The following is a 19,120-nucleotide window of genomic DNA, read 5'->3' as shown; positions in this document are numbered from 1 at the left end:
CAATCGTATGTCTATATTTCGCTTAGATAGAAGATAGTCTAATCAAATAATCTGCTTACAGAAATATTTTTATAAATTCTTTGAATTGCTTCTGCAAACAAGCGGGCTACCGACATTACCTTAATTTTATCGATATTTTTTTCCTCTGCCAAAGTGATAGAGTTGGTAGTGATCAGTTCCTTAATCTGGGAGTTTTGAATTCTTTCAATGGCTGGTCCAGACAATAAAGGATGGGTACAAGCAGCATATACATCCTTTGCTCCAAATTCTTTTAAGGCATTGGCAGCCTGCACAATGGTACCAGCGGTATCAATCATATCGTCAATTAAAATAACATTTTTTCCTTCAACCTCTCCAATAATGTTCATTACTTCTGAAACATTTGCCTTAGGTCTTCTTTTATCGATAATGGCAATAGGCGCATCAAGGTGATTAGCAAAATTTCTAGCCCGAGTAACACTGCCAAGGTCTGGAGAAACCACGATTAAATCTTGAATATTCTTCTTAATAAAATACTCAGCTAAAATTGGTACTCCTAACAGATGGTCTACTGGTATATTAAAGTATCCTTGAATTTGCGCAGCATGCAAATCCATAGCTAATACTCTATCGGCTCCGGCTACAGTCAATAGGTCTGCTACTAATTTAGCTGTGATAGGGTCCCTTGCCTTTGCTTTACGATCTTGTCTAGCATAGCCATAGTAGGGTAAAACCGCTGTTATTCTTCCTGCTGAAGCCCTCTTAAAAGCATCAATTAAAATTAAGAGCTCCATAAGATGATCATTTACAGGAGGATGTGTAGGTTGTACCACAAAAACATCTGCTCCTCTTACGGTCTCATTGATATTTACTGCTATTTCTCCATCACTAAAGGTACCCACTTCACAGTTTCCAAGAGGCACACCTATTTCCTGAGCGATTTCCTTTGCCAATCCAACATTAGCATTGCCAGAAAATATTTTTATCTCACTACCACTCGTATTCATTTTGTTTTATTCCTCCTTTGTTTTCAGTAAACCTTTATCTTCTACCCAGCCGGCTTTATTATGTTGATGACTCCGGGCTATGGCTAGTGCTCCTTTTTCTACAGACTTTGTAATTGTAGAACCACTGGCTACATATCCATACTCTTCCACAATTACAGGAGCAATTAAATTAGAGTTGCTACCAATAAACGCATGATCACGGATAATTGTCTTATGTTTATTTTTCCCATCATAATTTACAAATACAACACCACATCCTATATTTACATGGCTACCTACCTCTGCGTCACCGATATAAGCGAGGTGGGAAGCTTTGGAATGATCTCCAATGAAAGCGTTCTTAATTTCTACAAAATCCCCTATTTTTACATGTTTACCAATATGACTATTCGGTCTCACATAAGCATAGGGTCCTACCGTTGTACACTTTCCCACGGTGCTTTGCAGGATGGTGGAGTGGTGAATGGTTACAGAATCTCCTATCTTGGAGTCTTCTATTCTTGTATTAGCACCTATGGTACAATCTTCTCCAATAACAGTATCTCCCACTAAGATGACACCAGGATAAACAATCGTATCTCTACCAATCTTTACATGCTTTTCTATATAGGTATGGCTAGGATTGATAATCGTAACGCCTTCTTCCATGTGCTTCTCGGCAATGCGTCGGCGCATAATTTCTTCAACCTGTGCCAGCTGGCCTTTGGCGTTTACCGCCATAATATCTTCATAGTCTTTTGTTTTATAAACGCCTACCTCTTTTCCCATACCAGCGATAATAGCAAGGGCATCTGTTAAATAATATTCTCCCTGAGCATTTTCTTTCGTGATACGAGGTAAAGCTTCTCTAAGTGCTTTAGCATCAAAACAGTAAAGACCAGAATTAATTTCCTTAATCATCTTTTCCTCTGGGGAAGCATCCTTTTCCTCTACGATTTTCATTAGCCCATTATCTGTACCTCTGACGATTCGGCCATAACCGTGGGGGTTTGCTAAATCTGCTGTTAAAACTGTAGCATTGTATCCTTTTTCTTGATGATAAGCAAGAAGCTCTCTTAGTGTATCTTCTGTAATCAAAGGGCCATCTCCGTTTAGAATTAACACTGTTCCTTCTTCAGTTAATTGATCATAAGTCATCATGACTGCATGCCCTGTTCCCAGTTGCTCTTTTTGCAGAACAGTTTTAATATCCTTTGTTAAGCTGTTTTTTACTGTCTGTGCTCCATGCCCAACTACAACGATGCATTCCTCTATATCGGACTGATAAGCAGCATCTATAACATGTTGTAGCATAGGTTCACCACAAACCTTATGGAGTACTTTAGGAAGCTTTGACTTCATACGCGTTCCAGCCCCTGCTGCTAATATGATTGCTTGTAATTTCATTTTTTTCACCACCTGCATAAAAAGTCTCCTTATTTCTTTATATATATTGTGTAATAAACAAAATAGACTTTACCCTCCATACTTATTATTATCCCTTTAATAGTTTATTATATTTTAAATAAATAATAAACCCTTTTTCAACAAAATCTTCTATTCGATGATACTCTGCTTAATTTCTGTACTAAAAATATAAAAAAAAGAAGCCTGATCGTTATAGAGGCTTCTTCCTACTGTAATTATGCTTCATGAGCTGCGCTTATCGTCTCAACTGCTTCTAATTCACTTTCTTCATTAACTTTTTCATATTCTGCAAATATAGCCTGTTGAATTTTGAATCTTGTGTCCGAATTAATAGGATGGGCTATGTCTCTAAAATCTCCTTCTCCCATTTTTCTGCTAGGCATCGCGATAAATAGTCCATTTTGTCCTTCGATAATCTTAATGTCATGTACAACAAATTCGTTATCAAAAGTAACGGAAACGATTGCCTTCATTTTACCCTCTGCTGCTACCTTTCTCACTCTTACATCTGTTACTTGCATCTGTCCCTCACCACCTTCCACTATGTCGATACTGGGTTGTATATAGTTTAATATATGATGTATATAATTTCTATTATTTACCTTTATTCTCCATAAGTTTTCAATTTCCTTCTAAATATTTATAAATTTCTTAATTTTTTTATGGTTTTTTAGTATGCCTTTTAACAAACAAAAATTTATATAAGAGCAGGGTTTGGATAAATTTCTACAGCTTCGCTTTTTTCTTCTACTTCTTCCAGAATTAATAGTGGTATATAATCCTCCACCAGCTTTTCTTGTGGTTCTCTGGTAGCTATTAAAACCCCGATTCCTTCTACCTGGGTGTCAAACTCCTTCATCATGTCCATCATACCCTTAGCTGTGCCACCTGCCTTCATAAAATCATCAATAATAATTACCTTAGAATTAGGCTTAATTGCTCTTCTGGCAAGAGACATTCTTTGCATTTTTTTACTGGAACCAGAAACATAATTAATGCTTACTGTAGAACCTTCCGTCACTTTACTATCTCTTCTAAGAATAACTAAAGGCAAATTCATAGCTTTTGCCACCATAAGAGCTAGTGGTATACCTTTTGTTTCTACTGTTATAATATAATCCACCTCTTTATAGTTAAATTGACTGGCAAAAACCTCCCCCAGCTGATGAATCATTTGTGGAGAATAAATAATATCTGCCATATACAAAAACCCACCGGGAAGAATTCTCTCTTTTTCCCCCAAGTGATTACAGATGCTTTGTAATATTTGTTTGTTTTGTTCTTTTGTGGTATAGGGAATAAACTTCACACCACCAGCTGCTCCAGAAATTGTTTGAATTTTTCCTAGTTTCATTTTTTCCATAGACTGCTTCACTACCATAATATCTTCGCTAATCGTAGATTTGGCAGCAGCAAACTTTTCCGTAAAATAATTAAGCGTAAATATTTTATTGGGTTGATCTCCAAGGATTTTTATAATAGCAGCAATTCTTTCGTTTCTTTTCAACTTCTCCATATATATAATTCCTCCCGGTATGAATATTCTTGATTATATTATCTATTTTATTCGTTTGTTGAAATAAATACAAGGGAAAATTAATGTGCATCTATTTACTTTTTATGTTATTATATTGAACAGAGTTTCGTATTAATATAAGTAGAGAAAGTTTGTAAGTGAAAAGCAGTATTGGTTTTATATAAATGTCTAAATTTGGCAACACTAATGGCTAGAAGTAAATTACTCCAGCTTACGTTGAATGTCAGTAAATCAGATGGATGCTGTTCATCTGATTTGAAAGTTTACCTGTAAAAGTGGGAGTCTTGACCTAGCAGAAGTTTCATAACTTATTTGTAAAGGAGCGAAGATTGTGATTTCTTTTGACTTGAATGAACATAAAATCCATCACATCCATTTGATTGGAATTGGTGGCATTAGTATGAGTGCAATTGCAGAAATTCTCTTAAGCCACGGCTATCGCGTGTCTGGTTCAGATATTAGTGACTCAAAGCTTCTCCATAAATTGAAGGAGCACGGAGCAGAAATATTTATAGGACATCGAGAGGAAAATATCCAAAACCCAGATTTAATCGTATATAGTGCTGCTATTAAGCATTACAACCCAGAAAGGGTTCGGGCTAAAGCCTTAAATATTCCTGAGGTAGATAGAGCAGAAATGCTAGGGCAAATTATGAAAAAATATGATAAAGCTATTGCTGTAGCTGGGAGCCATGGAAAAACCACTACAACCTCATTACTATCTCTTTTAATGGAGTATGGAGGTTTAGATCCTACGATCTTGGTTGGAGGAGATTTGGAGGATATTGGAGGAAATATCAAAATTGGTAAAAGCAATCATTTTATTACAGAAGCCTGTGAGTATGTGGAAAGCTTTTTAAGGTTCTTTCCCTTTATTGCTATTATCTTAAATATTGATGAAGATCATTTAGATTATTATAGAGATATAGAACATATTAAAGATGCCTTTAGAAGGTTTGTAGCTCTAGTACCTAAGGAAGGATTTCTAGTAGCTTGTAATGATGATCCGCAGGTTAGAGAGATTTATAGTAGTGCTGACTGTAACATTGTTACTTATGGTATTAAAACTCCTGCAGACTTTATCGCTCAGGATATCTCTTTTGATAAAGAAGGTCATCCTAATTTTAAAGTACTTTATCAAGGTGAAGTTTTTGGTGATTTTCGTTTAAATATTCCTGGGCTTCATAATGTCTATAATGCTTTAGCCTCTATTACTACATCTCATCTATTAGGACTAGAAGCTGAAACAATTGCTAAAAACATTCACCGCTATCAAGGTATTCATCGTCGTTTTGACATCCTGGGGGAAGTAAAAGGGGCAAAAATAGTTGATGACTATGCTCATCATCCTGCAGAAATTAAAGCCACCTTAGAAGCAGCAAAACAACATCCCCATAGAAAGATATGGGCGATCTTTCAACCCCATACCTATAGCCGCACAAAGGCTTTGCTAAAAGATTTTTCCACAGCTTTTAATGCTGCTGACCATACCATTATTACAGATATCTATGCTGCGAGAGAATTAGATAATGGAGAGATAAATAGTAAAAAACTCGTAGAATTAATGGATCCTTCACTAGAAGCCCTTTATATACCTGAATTTGAAAAAATTGTAGATTACATTTACGACAGGTTAGAGCCAGGAGACTTAGTCCTAACTATGGGAGCAGGGGACGTTTATAAAATTGGAGAAGCACTTTTAAATAAAAATTAGAGGAGAGCTTATCTCCCCTTTTTTTATTCTGGGTAAGTAATAACAAGTTCTTCTATATCTTTTATATGAACGGTTGCGGTAACTTTATTGGAATAGGGATTGATTTTACTAGGTAGAGAAACTGCCTTATCATTTTTATAGATACCCATAATTAAATCCCATTGATTTCCTATAGCATCTTCCTCTTCATACCAATTTTGTTTTCCAAAGTCAAAAATTTCATTTCTATAATATAAAGTTAGGTCACCTAGAATATCTGTATTTTCTGGTGTTATTCTCCATATCCTATTGATTCCCTTTATTTCTTCTTCATGTTCTGCTACAAGGGTAACCTTACCTTTCTTTTTCATTTCCCTTATATCTATTTTACCAATTGTCCATCCCTTAGCATCGGTAAAATATACGACATCTCCCACCCTAGCATCCATTAAATCCACCGTCGCTGTATGGATTTCGTCTCCTGCAGGATACATTTGACGTCTTATAAATTGATATCTTAACTCAATAAAGTCCAGTATGGTCTCTATATGTTCATCCATTCTTCCCAATTCTCCATGGTGGTTCTGGCCATGTAATATAAAAGCATAGTCAGAGGGAGGGATCTGAAGACTATCCTGAATGTATTCTCTTAAACTGGCAGTTTTATTTTGAAAATATTCTAAAGTAAAAACTTCCTCCATTAAATACGCCATGCGACTAAAAAGCTTTTCTTGTAACTGAGGGGTTTGAAAAAACTTCATGATCATATCATTATCCCTGTAACTGTGTCTATATAAATGATATTCATAGGCAAAATAATCATTGTCTACATAAACTTGAGGCCGGTAAGTAGACCCAAAAGTTAAATCCTTATCCCAGGGTATGACCCTCCATTTTGCATCAGGATCTTCATGATCTAAATACAACCAGTAATCATCAGCGAAGGAATCTATATCTCCTATTAATACATGTATTGCTAACCAATCTATAAAGTCTTCTAAGTAAAAACGTTCTTGAAAGCCAATATAGAAGTCTTCTCCTGCCGGTGTATTGTATACCCAATCTGCCAAATCAATAACAGACTGCCAATCAGGATCTCCTCTATAGGAGAAGTTCTCTCTTAGTAAAGCTTCTTGATTTTCTATACTACCAATATCATAACCGAACAAAGAGGCCCTCTCCATTTCCTCCTTTTGGAGATTTGCTGCAAAAGTATCTCTTACTAAAGTACCCTTTCCATTTAAGTCAAAATGACTTAATAAATTTTCATCGATTCTTTCTACATGAAGATACAATCCTTCATAGATATTGTTGATATATAAATTAAAATACGCTGCCCTAGGGGCAGGTAACCCTAGTTCTTTAAACATATCCATAGAGATTTTTTCCCTCATAAGGGAAGGGTCCGTATAAGAGGCATTTAGATTCATTCTATTGCTACCGAAAAGAAAATCTTGTTCTTCTTCAAACCGAACATTAAAAGACTTTTTCGGCAAATATCTTGTACTGTCTCCCCTAAATCTTACTTCCACCTTTTTGGCGTCTTTGTCCTTCGGGGAGGTTTTTGCAAATCCTTGTATTCTTTGGTCACTTAAAAAATCTCGTTCATATAAATTTTCTACATCTTCTTCCTCCATATATAAGTAAATGGTAGGAAAATCTAAATCTGATGGAAAATTTTTGTAGGACTGACGGCTAGAAATAAAAACAAAAGCTATAACGCTTATAAATATCATTCCAAAAATTGCAAAATTTTTATCGATAAAAAAATTTTTTCTCATCATTCCCTCCTTAAACAAAAAAAGAAAAGCGGAAAGTTTTCCGCTATTATTCTTCTTCTATTGTATCTAGTTCCTTCTGAGTTACACCATAAATATCTAATAATAGCTGTCTCGTTTCTTTTTGGTCGTGAAAATAATAAGATACGCCTCCCTGATATCTAGCTATACCTGGTAACATGTTCATGCTAATATTTTCCATACTCAAGCCAACAGCATTTGAGGCATAGCGTACGACATCCTGTAATGCAATATCCGTTCTTACATGCTTGAAACTAGAAGATACTAAGTTTGGTAAGCTACCTAAACTCATTGCCTTTTTCAACGCTGATTGCATAAATTCTTGTTGCGCCTCAATTCTTCCTAAATCTCCGTCACGATCTGCAGCACCGCTACCGGGGGTAGGTTTACGATACCTTAAAAATTTAACAGCATCTTCTCCATTTAAAACACGAGGTCCCGCAGGAAAGTTAATTACAAGAGGCGGTTTATCATAATCATCTCTATAATGCATGCCGCCCTTAGGTATCGTTACAGGTACCCCTCCAATGGCATCTACTATAGCAGCTACCCCTTTATAATCTATTGTGATATAGTGATGTACTGGAATATCAAATAACAGGTCACTGACTACTGTCTTTACGCCTGCTGCTCCATGATCTCCATAAGCTGCATTAATTTTCTTTTTTGCTGCGCTATTATACCCTACTCGCGGATAGTAAGTATCTCTAGGTATAGAAATAACATCTAAATCCTTGTTTTCTGGATCAAAGGATACAAACATCATGGTATCGCTTCGCATCCCCTCAAGCCCCAACATAATAAAATTTATCCGCTTACTCTCAGAAACTGCCTTCAGCAGCTCATCTTTAATTTCAGGTTCTGTTTCTTCAAAATGTTCGTCGTCTGGTCTCACGATTACAGGTACCTCTGCACTAGGATGCTTGTCCCTCATGAAGGTATTAAAGGATAAAAAGGCTCCGCTGAAAAGAAGGACAAAACTTGTAAAGGCTAGGGTAAAAATTTTTAAAAATATCTTCATAGATTCACTTCCCACAAATTGTTTTGAAAATTTTCATCTGTATTTGATTATACCAAATCTAGTCAGAAAAATCTATAGTTCGATATATTTACTCATATTTTCCTCTCACCTAAGACCTTCACAAAGTTTACATAAGGATCGTCCGTTCCCTGCAACAAACTGCCTTCCCTCTTTATCATAAGTACATATTCTATCAATTCCTCAGTAATTCGCTCTCCTAGTGCAATGATAGGAATACCTGGAGGATAAGCCATGATAGACTCTCCGCTGATTTCTCCTGCTGCCTCTTCTAACCTTACAATTTTTGTATTGCTATAATAAGCGTCCCTAGGAGATACAATAATTTCTGGATTTCTAAGAACACTGGTCTTGATTTTTATTACCTTATCTTTTCGATAATTTTCTGCAATATCTTTTAAGGCTGCTACCAAAGCATTTATTTGTAGCGCATTGTCTCCTAAGCTGAGTATGGCTAAAATATTATAATGATCAGCTAGCTCCACCTGGATATTGTAGTGATCTCTTAACAAATCATATACCTCAAAACCTGTAAGGCCTAAATCTGCAACAAATATTCCTAATTTTGTTTCATCAAAGTCATGTACCCCCGGTGTACCTATCAACTCATCTCCAAAAGCATAAATCCCTTCTATTTCATTGATTTTATCTCTGGCTTCTTTAGCTAGATGTAAGATTTTTCCCAATATTTCATTACCATGAACCGCCAATTGCTTTCTTGCCACATCGATACTGGCCATTAATAAATAGGACGCACTGGTGGTTTGGGTTAAATTTAAATTTTTCTTGACAACACAAGGCCCAATCATGCCTTCCTTCAATAATAACAAAGAGCTTTGAGTCAAGGAACCTCCTGTTTTATGGGTACTAACAGCACTCATATCTGCCCCTGCCTCCATACCACTTATAGGTAAGCCTTCATGAAACCTCAAATGGGCACCATGTGCTTCATCTACCAATACTGCCATACCGTGGCGATGGGCTAGTCGGATAATTTCTTTTAAATTAGAGATCGCTCCATAATAGTTAGGGTTCATTACCATAACCGCTTTAGCATCGGGATGTCTTGCAATGGTTCTTTCTAAATCTTCAACTGTAATTCCCATGGCTATACCAAGTCTCTCATTGACCTGTGGTTGCACATAAATAGGCACTGCACCACTTAAAATAATGCCAGATAATGCTGATTTATGTGCGTTACGAGGAAGTATAATTTTTTCTCCTGGCCTGCAGGCACTCATAATCATGGTTTGAATCCCTGAAGTTGTACCATTTACTAAAAAGAAAGCATGATCTGCGTGAAAAGCTTCTGCCGCCAACTCCTCCGCTTGTTTAATCACACCTATAGGGTTGCAAATATTATCCAAACACTTCATAGAATTAACATCAATTTCCATAACAGTATTACCTACATACTCAGTGAATTCCTTTAAACCTTTACCGTGTTTATGTCCTGGCACGTCAAAGGGAATAACATTCCTCCTGTGATAATCCCTTAAGCCTGTAAATAATGGTGTTTGATTTTGATTAAAGTTCACCATGAAATTCACCTCTTTCTTAAAACATATTTGGTCTATTAAAATTCATAGACAAAACCGTGGGCTGCAAATGTAGCCCTTAGTATATTAAAATTTAAGGGCGCACATCTATACTAATTTTGCACAATAGATTTATTAAAAACTATTTGAATAAAAAAATCAATAGTTTTTTGTTAATAATTATTTTCCCCTTTCATAAAAAAGACATACAATGACGTTATAAGGTCCTTGTATGCCTTTTTTACCCTTTACATTTTTGTTAAGTTAACACTACTGAGCAAATACTTGGATAATTTGTGCTACCATTTTAGCACTATTTACTAAATCTTCAATATAGACATGCTCTTCCAAAGTATGTGGCTTCTTCTCACCTATTCCTAAGTTTACAGATTTGACGCCATTACCATTTAAAATATTGGTATCACTACCTCCTCCAGTGGAAGTTGTATAGGCTTTCAAACCTAACTGGGAAAAGGCTTCCTTTATCTTCTTCACGATTTCCTCCTCCTCTTCAATTCTAAAGGGCGGATACATTCTTTCTACATCCATCTCTACTCTGCCACCAAATTCCTCCGCTGCCTGTTTAAACGCTTGCACCATATGTTCTGTTTGTGCATCAAGCTTATCTTCAGAAATACTTCTAGCTTCTGCTTTGATTTCCACCAAAGGTGTCACGATATTGGTGGCTTCTCCACCAGTAATTACCCCTATATTTGCTGTGGTTTCCTCATCAATTCTTAATAATTTCATGTTCTCGATCGCTCTAGCTGCAATCATAATAGCGCTGATGCCTTCCTCAGGTGCCACACCAGCATGGGCTGGTTTACCAAAGATTTTTGCGTTCACTTTGTCTTGACTAGGGCCTACTGTAATAATCTCTCCAGGAGCGCCACCACTATCTAACACAAAACCATATTTTGCATTTATTTTATTGTAGTCAAGGTTTTTTACTCCAAATAGTCCTCCCTCTTCCCAAATACTGAAGACTACCTCCACATCCCCATGGGAAAGGTTCTTTTCTTTAACGATTCGAAGGCCTTCTAAAACTGCAGCAATGCCAGCTTTATTATCTCCTCCTAGAATCGTGGTACCATCACTATAGATCACACCATCCTTTACTAAAGGCTTTACGCCTTCACCTGGTTTTACTGTGTCCATATGACAGCTAAACAAAATGGTTTCTCCTTTTCCTGTTCCCCTTAGTTTTGCAATAAGATTGCCGGTTTCTCCTCCTACTTTTTTATTGGCATCATCTATGTAAACCTCTAAACCTAAATCCTGAAGCTTTTTCCGTAAAACTTTAGCAATCTCCCCCTCTTTGCCAGAGTGACTGTCAATTTGTACTAATTCTAAAAATTCCTGTACTAAACGCTCTTGATTTACCATAATCCATCTCCTTTCTAGAGTTATATCCCTATGCATGCACCTATATGTTGAAGCTTCTGTTGAAGTTTATGTTGAGGTTCACATTAAGATTCCTTGTACTCTATGTAGTATTGCTAAATCTGCCTATAATTATATCATAATGGCTACTGAAAGAAAAAAGAAGCGAAGAATTTTCCTTCTTCACTTCTTTTAAAAATCTCGTGAATTTTATCACTAAATTCTAATAAATGCTTCTGGTCCTAATGGTAATCCTAAGAAGAACCATGCTACAAATAGTATTGTCCATCCTAATAAAAATAGTGCAGAGTAAGGTACCATTGTAGAAATAATTGTACCGATACCTGTTTCTTTATCATATTTTTGAGCAAAGGCTACGATTACTGCGAAGTAAGACATAAGTGGTGTAATAATATTTGTTGTTGAATCGCCAATCCTATAGGCTAATTGTGTAAATTCTGGTGAATAACCTATAGCCATTAGCATTGGTACGAATACGGGTGCCATAATCGCCCACTTTGCTGAAGCACTACCGATAAATAGATTAATAAATCCTGAAACAAGAATAAATCCTATCAACATTGGAATACCTGTCATGCCTGTTGCTCTTAAAAAGTTAGCTCCCTTAACCGCTAAAATCGTACCTAGATTTGTCCAGTTAAAGTAACTTACAAACTGAGCTGCAACAAAGGCTAGTACCAAATACCCACCCATCGTTGACATAGCTTTACCCATAAAAGCCGCTACGTCTTTATCACTTTTTACAGTTTTTGCTGCAATACCATAAGCTACACCAGGAATCAAGAAAGTCAACGCAATAATTGGCACTAATCCAGCCATAAAGGCAGAGTTACGTAATACCTCCCCTTCAGGAGATCTTAATATTCCATTACTTGGCACAACCATTACTAGTATGACTGCTACAAATGCTAACAATGAGATAGCTGCCCATACCAACCCTCTAGATTCTTCCATCGTAATACCTTTAATTTCTGCAACCTCTTCACCCTTATACTGGCCAAGTCTTGGTTCAACAATTTTTTCTGTTACAAGCGTACCAATAATCGTGATAAGGAAGGTTGAAGCAATCATGAAATAAAGATTTGCTGTAGGATCTACAGTGTATCCTGGTGAATACATCTGCGCTGCCTGTTGACTAATTCCCCCTAGCAGTGGATCTAGCGTACCCACCATTAAGTTTGCGCTGAAACCACCAGATACACCGGCAAAGGCAGCAGCTAGGCCTGCTAGTGGATGTCTACCAAAACTTAAGAAAATCAATGCTCCTAATGGTACCAATACAACATAACCAGCATCTGATGCAACGTTTGACATAACACCAGCAAAAACAACAACCGCTGTGATTAGTTTTTGCGGTGTACTTAAAACTAATTTTCTAAGGGAAGCTTGTACTAACCCTGTACCTTCAGCAACCCCAACCCCCAACATAGCTACAAGCACTGTACCTAGGGGTGCGAAGCTCGTGAAGTTTGTTACTGCTTCAGCAAAAATTCTTCTAATCCCCTCTACTGTCAATAAGCTAATTGCTGCAACCGTTGCCATTTCGGTTTCTCCTGTAGCCGTGTTGATTCTCTCGAACTCAACAGTTGTACCAGCAGCTGCAGCTATAGCCGAAATAAGAATAACTGCTAAACTGAAGATCACAAAAAGTGTTACTGGATGGGGTAATTTATTTCCTGCTACTTCTACGAAATCTAAAAACTTATTAAAAAATCCGCGCTTTTTTGTGCTTACAATTTTTGTACTCACTATTCTACCTCCTATCTTTAGTATATATTATTCGTATATAAGTGCGTGTAGAAATAGTATATATTAAAATTTGTTGACTTGTCAAAGGTTTTTAATAATTAAAAAATATTTGAAATCCTATTAATATTCAGATTAGAATCTGTATTATGGCATTATGCTTTACTCTAGCAAATTTATTTTATTTTAGGTAATTTATGGATGTATTGCTTTATAGATCCCTGCATTTAAGTTATAGATAACGCTGTCCTTTGACTATTTATTAACTATTTACAAAATTAAGAATTATATCTTGTTATTCTTAGCAAAATGATATAAGATAACTATTAAAATTCATGTAGACAGAGGTGACATAAAAATGGCTAAACATATTATGCATGAAGCAAAACGATGTTTAAATTGTAAAAATCCCCAATGTCAAGCTGGTTGCCCTATAGCTACGGATATACCGGGTTTTATTCAGAACTTTTTAGGGGGTAATATTGAAAAGGCGGGCAAGGATCTTTTTGCCAATAATCCTTTATCTGTTATCTGTTCTGTTGTATGTCCTCATGAACATCAATGTGAAGGAGGCTGTATTTTAGGAAAAAAAGGAAAACCTGTTAATATTAGCGGTATAGAAAATTATATCTCTGATTATTATTTAAGTACGCCTAAAACCTATGATATTGAAAAAAAACCTGGCAAAGTTGCGATCATCGGTTCTGGCCCTGCAGGTTTAACCGCTGCTTTTCTTCTTGGAGAAAAAGGCTTTCATGTTACTCTTTTTGAAGCACAAGAAAAGCTTGGTGGATTTTTGAGGTACGGTATCCCTGAATTTCGATTGCCTAATAGAATTTTAGATACTTTTACTGAAAACTTGGTGAAAATAGGTGTAAAAATCAGACCAAATACTTTAATAGGACCAATCCTCACCATCGACACGCTATTTCGTGATGGTTATGATGCTGTATTTATTGCTACCGGAGTGTGGAATCCTAATACCTTGAATGTCAAGGGAGAAAGTTTAGGACATGTTCACTATGCCGTCGCCTATTTAAAAAACCCCGATGTCTTTTCCCTAGGTAGTAGGGTGGTGGTAGTAGGAGGAGGCAATACTGCAATGGATGTAGCTAGAACCGCTATTCGAAAAGGTGCTAAGGAAGTAACGGTTTTATACAGGCGGGATGAAGAAAGTCTGCCGGCTATTCCCTCAGAGGTTGAACTGGCTAAGCTTGATGGGGTAAAGTTTGAGTTTTTGGTTAGTCCTATAGAGATTACAGAGAACCATGTAAAATGTATAAGAAATGAACTTACTGATGGTGGTCTTCGTCATATTGAAGATACAGAATTCCTTATAGAGATAGATTCTCTTATCATTGCTGCCAGCCAAGGACCTAGAAGTAATATTGTCGCCCATACTACGGGGATACAGGTGAATGATAGAGGGCTTCTTATTACCGATGAAAAAGGAATGACAACGCGGGAAGGGGTCTTTGCTTCTGGTGATGTTGTTACAGGGGCAAAAACGGTGGTTGAAGCAGTTCATCATACAAAACTTGTATGTGATGCTATCGAAAGCTACGTGGATGATAAGTACAAAAATAACGATAAAAAGTAAAGGGTGGAGAAAAATCTCCACCTTTTTTAATAAAAGTATCCAAATCTAGGTCTCCTTGGTGGAAATCCTGGGAAAGGTCTCCTACGACGTCTAGCCAAAAGTTCCCTGATGATAAGAATCGTAATCAAATCTCTAAAAGCTCCTCTTGGCCCCCACTGCTCTGCCTCCACTTCATTTGTTGACAGCTGATAAACTTCATCCACCATTTGTTGAATAAGTGTAGAATCTACCTGCGGATACATTCTTGGATTGTTATATAGATCATAGCGACCACAAATTTCTTGAACTCTAGGATAAACGCTCTGATAAACATCTGGATATAAATCAATCAATCCACTTCTATCATCATAGTACTCCATATAACCCTCAGGTATACCATGGTATGGGTATTGTGCATATGGGTAATGTGTTGGATTGTTATACATAGACTTTTCCTCCCTCCTTTTTTTCATACATATTATGCAATTTATGAAAAATCTGTTACTGATCAGCATATAATTTATTACTATGCGATCGAGGTGAAGAAGCTATGTTTACTTTTTATCAAAATATCATTTACAACTTTTTTATTTCTTTAGGGGTGCTATTAGGAGGATGTTTATTGGGAGGGGTAGCAGCTACTTTAAATGGACATCCACCGCTTAAAACTATGATGGATTTATGTGAACAAATTAAAATTTGGGCAATTGTTGTATCTTTAGGGGGTACCTTTCCCTCCTTTAAAGTTTTGGATACAGGAATCTTCAATGGAGAAATTAGAAGTGTAGTAAAACAAGTGATTTATATACTAAGTGCCCTCTTAGGGGCTCATATTGCCTATAAACTCATTTATTACCTAGAGGGTAGTGGAAAACTATGAAAAAAAGGTACAATGTTCTTGCCATTTTTATCATAGGGTTTATCCTGGGCTTGGCGGTGATGAATTTAGCACAAATGCATACACTGGATCGACTTTATCGCATACAAAACCAATTAAATAATCAATTATTGGATCGGGAAATTAAGTTAGAACGCCTTAATGAAAGTCTTAATAAAGAAAAAGCCTCTATTATTAAAGATCTTGTCATAGAAGTGGAATTCGATGGTAATTCCTTGGTTAAGGATGAAATTGAAAAGACTATTCACTTTTATATGGCAGACTTAGTAGGACGGGAACTGTGGAGTATTGATGGTGAAATGATCTATAAAATATTAGAAGATCGTATTCTTGATATTGAAGGTCGCAATATCAAATTAAGAGTAAAATACATTATTCTCAGCGAAAAAATATCTATTGCTGTTAAGGCACAGATAATGGAAAGTTTATAATATTGTACTAAAAGTTTCTTCTAGAAAATATATTACTAATAGACAGTTCATTTCAGTAGGGGGTGAAAAAATGCATATTTTTGTAGTAAAAAGAAGAAATCTTTACATTCTCCTTGGCTTTCTATTGGTGCTGATCATAGGAATCGTCTTTTTTATTTTTACTAGAGATAAAGCAGTAAGTAATTACTCCACCATAAAGTATACTTATAGTAATCTTTTACCAGAAGAGGCGAAGGAGTTAATAGAAGGAAATCCTCATATCGTTATTTTAGATGTGAGAAATGAAAAGGAATATGATCAAGGGCATTTAGAAAATGCCTTTCTTCTTCCTTTAAAAGATCTAAAACAGAGAAAATCAGAGTTGGCTACAGAAAATATTTATCTTATCTATTGTGGTAATGGCAAGGATAGTCAAAAGGCTTCTAAACTTTTATCTGAATCTGGTTATCCCAGGGTCTACTCTCTTGTTGGAGGCTACAAAAAATGGCCCTACGAAATAAAAAAATCAGTAATTTATAGTGACGACTAAAAAGCTATGCCAAGCAGCATAGCTCATTTATTCTTTAAGAGATAAAAATCAAATAGATAGATAAAACATAAAAAACTAAAATAAATACAGAGTCCCAACCGATGGTAAAAAAAGTTCTTCTCGATCGATAAAACAACCCAATAACAGCAATACAACTTAATACAATACCTGCCATAGCTGTTATGGTATGATCTATGTTGATCATGGTAAAAATAGAACCCTTATAGTAGACAATGTCTGTCACTACGATGATAAGCATATTAAATATATTACTTCCAAAAACATTTCCTACAGCCATATCATAAGCCCCTATCTTAATCGCTGCTATAGAAGACACTAATTCTGGTAGGGAAGTGGTAGCTGCTATAAGCAGTGTTCCTACAAAAGTATGTCCTAATCCTGTTTGCACTGCTATAACATCTCCTACTTGAGATAATGTCATGCCCGCCCAAATAATAATCCCACAGGCTAGTCCGAATCCAATAATTGCCTTGCTTAAAGGGATACCTTTATCATCTACAGTATCGATATCTTCAGGCGGCTCCTCCTGTTGATTTTTGTTTTCATAACGCAGAATTAAAATGGAACCATATAAGTATATGGCAAAAATCGTAAAACTGCTTATGCTTGTCCACCCTATTTTAAAATCTATCCCACCTATTTGACTCATCAAAATCGCCATTGCCCCTAACGCCGAAAGTAATACTCCTAGCATACCTGCCAGTATGTGGTTCATTTTTACTTTAATTGTTAGGGGTCCTTGTCCATGTAAAATATCAATAAGTGCTAAAATCATAATATTAAAGGTATTGCTTCCATAAACATTACCTATAGCAATATCAGGAGCATCAATAAGAGCAGAAGTTACACTAGTGACCAGTTCTGGCAGAGAAGTGGCAGCTGCAATCAATATTCCTCCTACAATACTATGTCCTAGCTTTGTCTTAGCTGCAATGACATCTCCGTACTCTGCAAGCTTGGTTCCAGAGATTACCACCATGACAGCACTCACAATAAATAGTATGTATGTGTTCAACAATTCTATCCCTCTCTTTTTTTGATATCATTACTTTAGCCTTTCCAAAAACAGAAAGTCTATGTAACAAACCAACAAACTGTAGTAGAGTCTTCCTCCACTACAGTTATTGATTCTATTCATTGATTTTCTCTAGACCTTAAGACTTCTACCACTTTTCCAGTTTCGGCATCAATATGCATCAACCAGTAACCAAAGCCCGCCTGCTTAAATTGAGCATAGTGTGATGGATGCCAGTATACAAATCCTGTTTTGCCTCTATAAGGTTGTTCCGTAATATTACTTTTTCCTGGAATACCATAGACATAGTATTTGGCTCTTTTGTTTTCATCATAACATATACCAAAAATATAATGCTGATACCTATATAGTTGCTTTTGATATTCAGAAGAAAAATAATAAGAATAATGATAGTAGTAAGGGTTACTCATCATTTCTATATGTGAAATAAAAGGCAAATAGGCCCTATAAATCGTTTGTTCATTATATTGTATTTGCCACCATTCATAATCTAATAATTTCTCATCAAAAGGCTCTACTCTCGGAAACACCTTTAAGGTACTTTCGATATATTTTTGCAAAGGATGTACTTCTTTTGAAACAGCATCCCAATCCTTTTCAAAGCTATAGGGGCTTTTTGGCTTTTCTTCAAGCTGACTTTCCTTTAGTGTTTCTTTTCCCTTTATTTCTAAAGATTTCTTCTCTTGTTGCTCCTCTTCCCTTGGTTTTTTTTCTTTGGGTACTTCTTCTTTGGTCTTCTTCTCTTCTAACTTTTCTTTTTCTAGTTTTTCCTTTTCCAAATTTTCTTCTTTTGGTTTTTCTTCTTTTTGGCTTTTTTCTTTTATTGATTCTCTTGTCTTTTCTTTTGGCTTTTCTTCTGACTTTTCTTTTGGTTTTTCCTCTAGCTTTTCTTTCATACTCACTATATCATTTTGAATTTCTAGAGATTTTTCATCTGGTCTTTTAACAGACTTTATCTCACTAGAGATAAACAAGTTTTTTTGTAATGCTGATTTCCAGTTTGTTTTTTCTTTATGTATATATCCCACTAAAGGTACTACTACCCTCTGAGATTCCTCCACTGTTTCTACTGCAAGTGCAAGGGTGTCAAAATCCTCTATTGCTTTTTTGGATCCTTTTACATTCTCCGCGTTAAACTCCCATATGATTTCCCCTTTACCACCACCCTCTACCTTCACTGGCCCAATATCTACAACAACGGGCTCTAGGGTAGCCTTCGTCTGGATTAAATACAATCGATAACTTTCTTTTTTTTCTTCTAGTTTTTTTAAATTTTGACAGTATAGAGATAAGATCCCACTGCTATTACGCACTTCAATTTTTCCATAGCCCTTGGTGCCTTCCGACTTTGAAATACTATAACCCTTGTCTTCTTCCTCTAGCATAACAAAATATCTTCTATATCGCCTTTTCACTAATTCGCCCCCTTCATATATTCATAAAGTTTTCAAACCTTTTTATTAATATATGTAAAAGG

At 36.1% G+C, this 19,120-nt stretch carries 17 protein-coding genes; 5 read left to right on the top strand and 12 right to left on the bottom strand.

Annotated features, from left to right (window positions below):
• Positions 1-38: 38 nt before the first annotated feature.
• The 4 genes from BJL90_RS06095 to purR all read right to left on the bottom strand — a co-directional run bounded on the left by BJL90_RS06095 (position 39) and on the right by purR (position 3,909).
• A complete protein-coding gene (locus tag BJL90_RS06095; protein ID WP_070965373.1) occupies positions 39-986 on the bottom strand; it encodes a ribose-phosphate diphosphokinase in 948 nt (315 codons plus the stop codon).
• A 6-nt stretch (positions 987-992) separates the two neighbouring features.
• Positions 993-2,372 (bottom strand): bifunctional UDP-N-acetylglucosamine diphosphorylase/glucosamine-1-phosphate N-acetyltransferase GlmU, encoded by a 1,380-nt coding sequence (gene glmU / locus BJL90_RS06090; protein ID WP_070973011.1) that lies wholly within the window; start codon positions 2,370-2,372, stop codon positions 993-995.
• 236 nt (positions 2,373-2,608) lie between these two features.
• A complete protein-coding gene (spoVG, locus tag BJL90_RS06085) occupies positions 2,609-2,914 on the bottom strand; it encodes a septation regulator SpoVG (RefSeq protein ID WP_070965370.1) in 306 nt (101 codons plus the stop codon).
• 176 nt (positions 2,915-3,090) lie between these two features.
• A complete protein-coding gene (gene purR, locus BJL90_RS06080) occupies positions 3,091-3,909 on the bottom strand; it encodes a pur operon repressor (RefSeq protein ID WP_070965368.1) in 819 nt (272 codons plus the stop codon).
• Between the two features lie 352 nt (positions 3,910-4,261).
• Here purR and murC point away from each other — a divergent pair, with 352 nt between their 5' ends.
• Positions 4,262-5,644, top strand: a complete 1,383-nt coding sequence (gene murC, locus BJL90_RS06075; protein ID WP_081561865.1) for a UDP-N-acetylmuramate--L-alanine ligase — start codon at positions 4,262-4,264, stop codon at positions 5,642-5,644.
• Positions 5,645-5,667: 23 nt separating this feature from the next.
• Here the strand turns inward: murC and BJL90_RS06070 are convergent, their stop codons facing one another.
• The 5 genes from BJL90_RS06070 to BJL90_RS06050 all read right to left on the bottom strand — a co-directional run bounded on the left by BJL90_RS06070 (position 5,668) and on the right by BJL90_RS06050 (position 13,152).
• A complete protein-coding gene (locus BJL90_RS06070; protein ID WP_070965365.1) occupies positions 5,668-7,404 on the bottom strand; it encodes a CotH kinase family protein in 1,737 nt (578 codons plus the stop codon).
• 46 nt (positions 7,405-7,450) lie between these two features.
• Positions 7,451-8,443, bottom strand: a complete 993-nt coding sequence (locus BJL90_RS06065; RefSeq protein ID WP_070965362.1) for an LCP family protein — start codon at positions 8,441-8,443, stop codon at positions 7,451-7,453.
• A gap of 92 nt (positions 8,444-8,535) precedes the next feature.
• On the bottom strand, positions 8,536-10,002 hold the full coding sequence (locus tag BJL90_RS06060) for an aminotransferase class I/II-fold pyridoxal phosphate-dependent enzyme (protein ID WP_070965359.1): 1,467 nt from the start codon (positions 10,000-10,002) through the stop codon (positions 8,536-8,538).
• A gap of 267 nt (positions 10,003-10,269) precedes the next feature.
• A complete protein-coding gene (locus BJL90_RS06055) occupies positions 10,270-11,385 on the bottom strand; it encodes a M20/M25/M40 family metallo-hydrolase (RefSeq protein ID WP_070965356.1) in 1,116 nt (371 codons plus the stop codon).
• Positions 11,386-11,598: 213 nt separating this feature from the next.
• Complete coding sequence (locus BJL90_RS06050) at positions 11,599-13,152, bottom strand: AbgT family transporter (protein WP_081561863.1); 1,554 nt, start codon at positions 13,150-13,152, stop codon at positions 11,599-11,601.
• 355 nt (positions 13,153-13,507) lie between these two features.
• Here BJL90_RS06050 and BJL90_RS06045 point away from each other — a divergent pair, with 355 nt between their 5' ends.
• Entirely contained in the window at positions 13,508-14,749 is a 1,242-nt protein-coding gene (locus BJL90_RS06045) for an NAD(P)-dependent oxidoreductase (RefSeq protein WP_070965353.1), read from the top strand.
• 26 nt (positions 14,750-14,775) lie between these two features.
• Here BJL90_RS06045 and BJL90_RS06040 read toward each other — a convergent pair whose 3' ends face one another.
• Positions 14,776-15,174, bottom strand: a complete 399-nt coding sequence (locus BJL90_RS06040; RefSeq protein ID WP_070965350.1) for a hypothetical protein — start codon at positions 15,172-15,174, stop codon at positions 14,776-14,778.
• A 104-nt stretch (positions 15,175-15,278) separates the two neighbouring features.
• Here BJL90_RS06040 and BJL90_RS06035 point away from each other — a divergent pair, with 104 nt between their 5' ends.
• The 3 genes from BJL90_RS06035 (at position 15,279) to BJL90_RS06025 (ending at position 16,586) form a co-directional block, all read left to right on the top strand.
• Positions 15,279-15,608, top strand: a complete 330-nt coding sequence (locus BJL90_RS06035; protein ID WP_070965347.1) for a YtrH family sporulation protein — start codon at positions 15,279-15,281, stop codon at positions 15,606-15,608.
• Complete coding sequence (locus BJL90_RS06030) at positions 15,605-16,057, top strand: sporulation membrane protein YtrI (RefSeq protein ID WP_070965343.1); 453 nt, start codon at positions 15,605-15,607, stop codon at positions 16,055-16,057. The genes BJL90_RS06035 and BJL90_RS06030 overlap by 4 nt, the downstream gene beginning before the upstream one ends.
• Positions 16,058-16,127: 70 nt before the next feature.
• Positions 16,128-16,586 carry a rhodanese-like domain-containing protein gene (locus tag BJL90_RS06025; RefSeq protein ID WP_081561862.1) on the top strand — a complete coding sequence of 153 codons (459 nt, stop codon included), beginning with the start codon at positions 16,128-16,130 and terminating at the stop codon, positions 16,584-16,586.
• Between the two features lie 34 nt (positions 16,587-16,620).
• On the opposite strand, the gene BJL90_RS06020 is transcribed toward BJL90_RS06025, so the two are convergent.
• Both BJL90_RS06020 and BJL90_RS06015 read right to left on the bottom strand, forming a co-directional pair.
• A complete protein-coding gene (locus BJL90_RS06020) occupies positions 16,621-17,625 on the bottom strand; it encodes a sodium:calcium antiporter (RefSeq protein WP_070965341.1) in 1,005 nt (334 codons plus the stop codon).
• 116 nt (positions 17,626-17,741) lie between these two features.
• Entirely contained in the window at positions 17,742-19,058 is a 1,317-nt protein-coding gene (locus BJL90_RS06015) for a DUF7922 domain-containing protein (RefSeq protein WP_070965338.1), read from the bottom strand.
• Positions 19,059-19,120 lie beyond the last annotated feature (62 nt).

Origin of the sequence: Clostridium formicaceticum (assembly GCF_001854185.1) — a bacterium.
Taxonomy (GTDB): domain Bacteria; phylum Bacillota; class Clostridia; order Peptostreptococcales; family Natronincolaceae; genus Andreesenella; species Andreesenella formicacetica.
This window is presented reverse-complemented; position numbering and strand designations above follow the sequence as displayed.

Coding starts and splice junctions, on each gene's coding strand:
- BJL90_RS06095 (WP_070965373.1), bottom strand. CDS start 986: ATGAATACGAGTGGTAGTGAGATAAAAATATTTTCTGGCAATGCTAAT.
- glmU (WP_070973011.1), bottom strand. CDS start 2,372: ATGAAATTACAAGCAATCATATTAGCAGCAGGGGCTGGAACGCGTATG.
- spoVG (WP_070965370.1), bottom strand. CDS start 2,914: ATGCAAGTAACAGATGTAAGAGTGAGAAAGGTAGCAGCAGAGGGTAAA.
- purR (WP_070965368.1), bottom strand. CDS start 3,909: ATGGAGAAGTTGAAAAGAAACGAAAGAATTGCTGCTATTATAAAAATC.
- BJL90_RS06070 (WP_070965365.1), bottom strand. CDS start 7,404: ATGAGAAAAAATTTTTTTATCGATAAAAATTTTGCAATTTTTGGAATG.
- BJL90_RS06065 (WP_070965362.1), bottom strand. CDS start 8,443: ATGAAGATATTTTTAAAAATTTTTACCCTAGCCTTTACAAGTTTTGTC.
- BJL90_RS06060 (WP_070965359.1), bottom strand. CDS start 10,002: ATGGTGAACTTTAATCAAAATCAAACACCATTATTTACAGGCTTAAGG.
- BJL90_RS06055 (WP_070965356.1), bottom strand. CDS start 11,385: ATGGTAAATCAAGAGCGTTTAGTACAGGAATTTTTAGAATTAGTACAA.
- BJL90_RS06045 (WP_070965353.1), top strand. CDS start 13,508: ATGGCTAAACATATTATGCATGAAGCAAAACGATGTTTAAATTGTAAA.
- BJL90_RS06040 (WP_070965350.1), bottom strand. CDS start 15,174: ATGTATAACAATCCAACACATTACCCATATGCACAATACCCATACCAT.
- BJL90_RS06035 (WP_070965347.1), top strand. CDS start 15,279: ATGTTTACTTTTTATCAAAATATCATTTACAACTTTTTTATTTCTTTA.
- BJL90_RS06030 (WP_070965343.1), top strand. CDS start 15,605: ATGAAAAAAAGGTACAATGTTCTTGCCATTTTTATCATAGGGTTTATC.
- BJL90_RS06025 (WP_081561862.1), top strand. CDS start 16,128: ATGCATATTTTTGTAGTAAAAAGAAGAAATCTTTACATTCTCCTTGGC.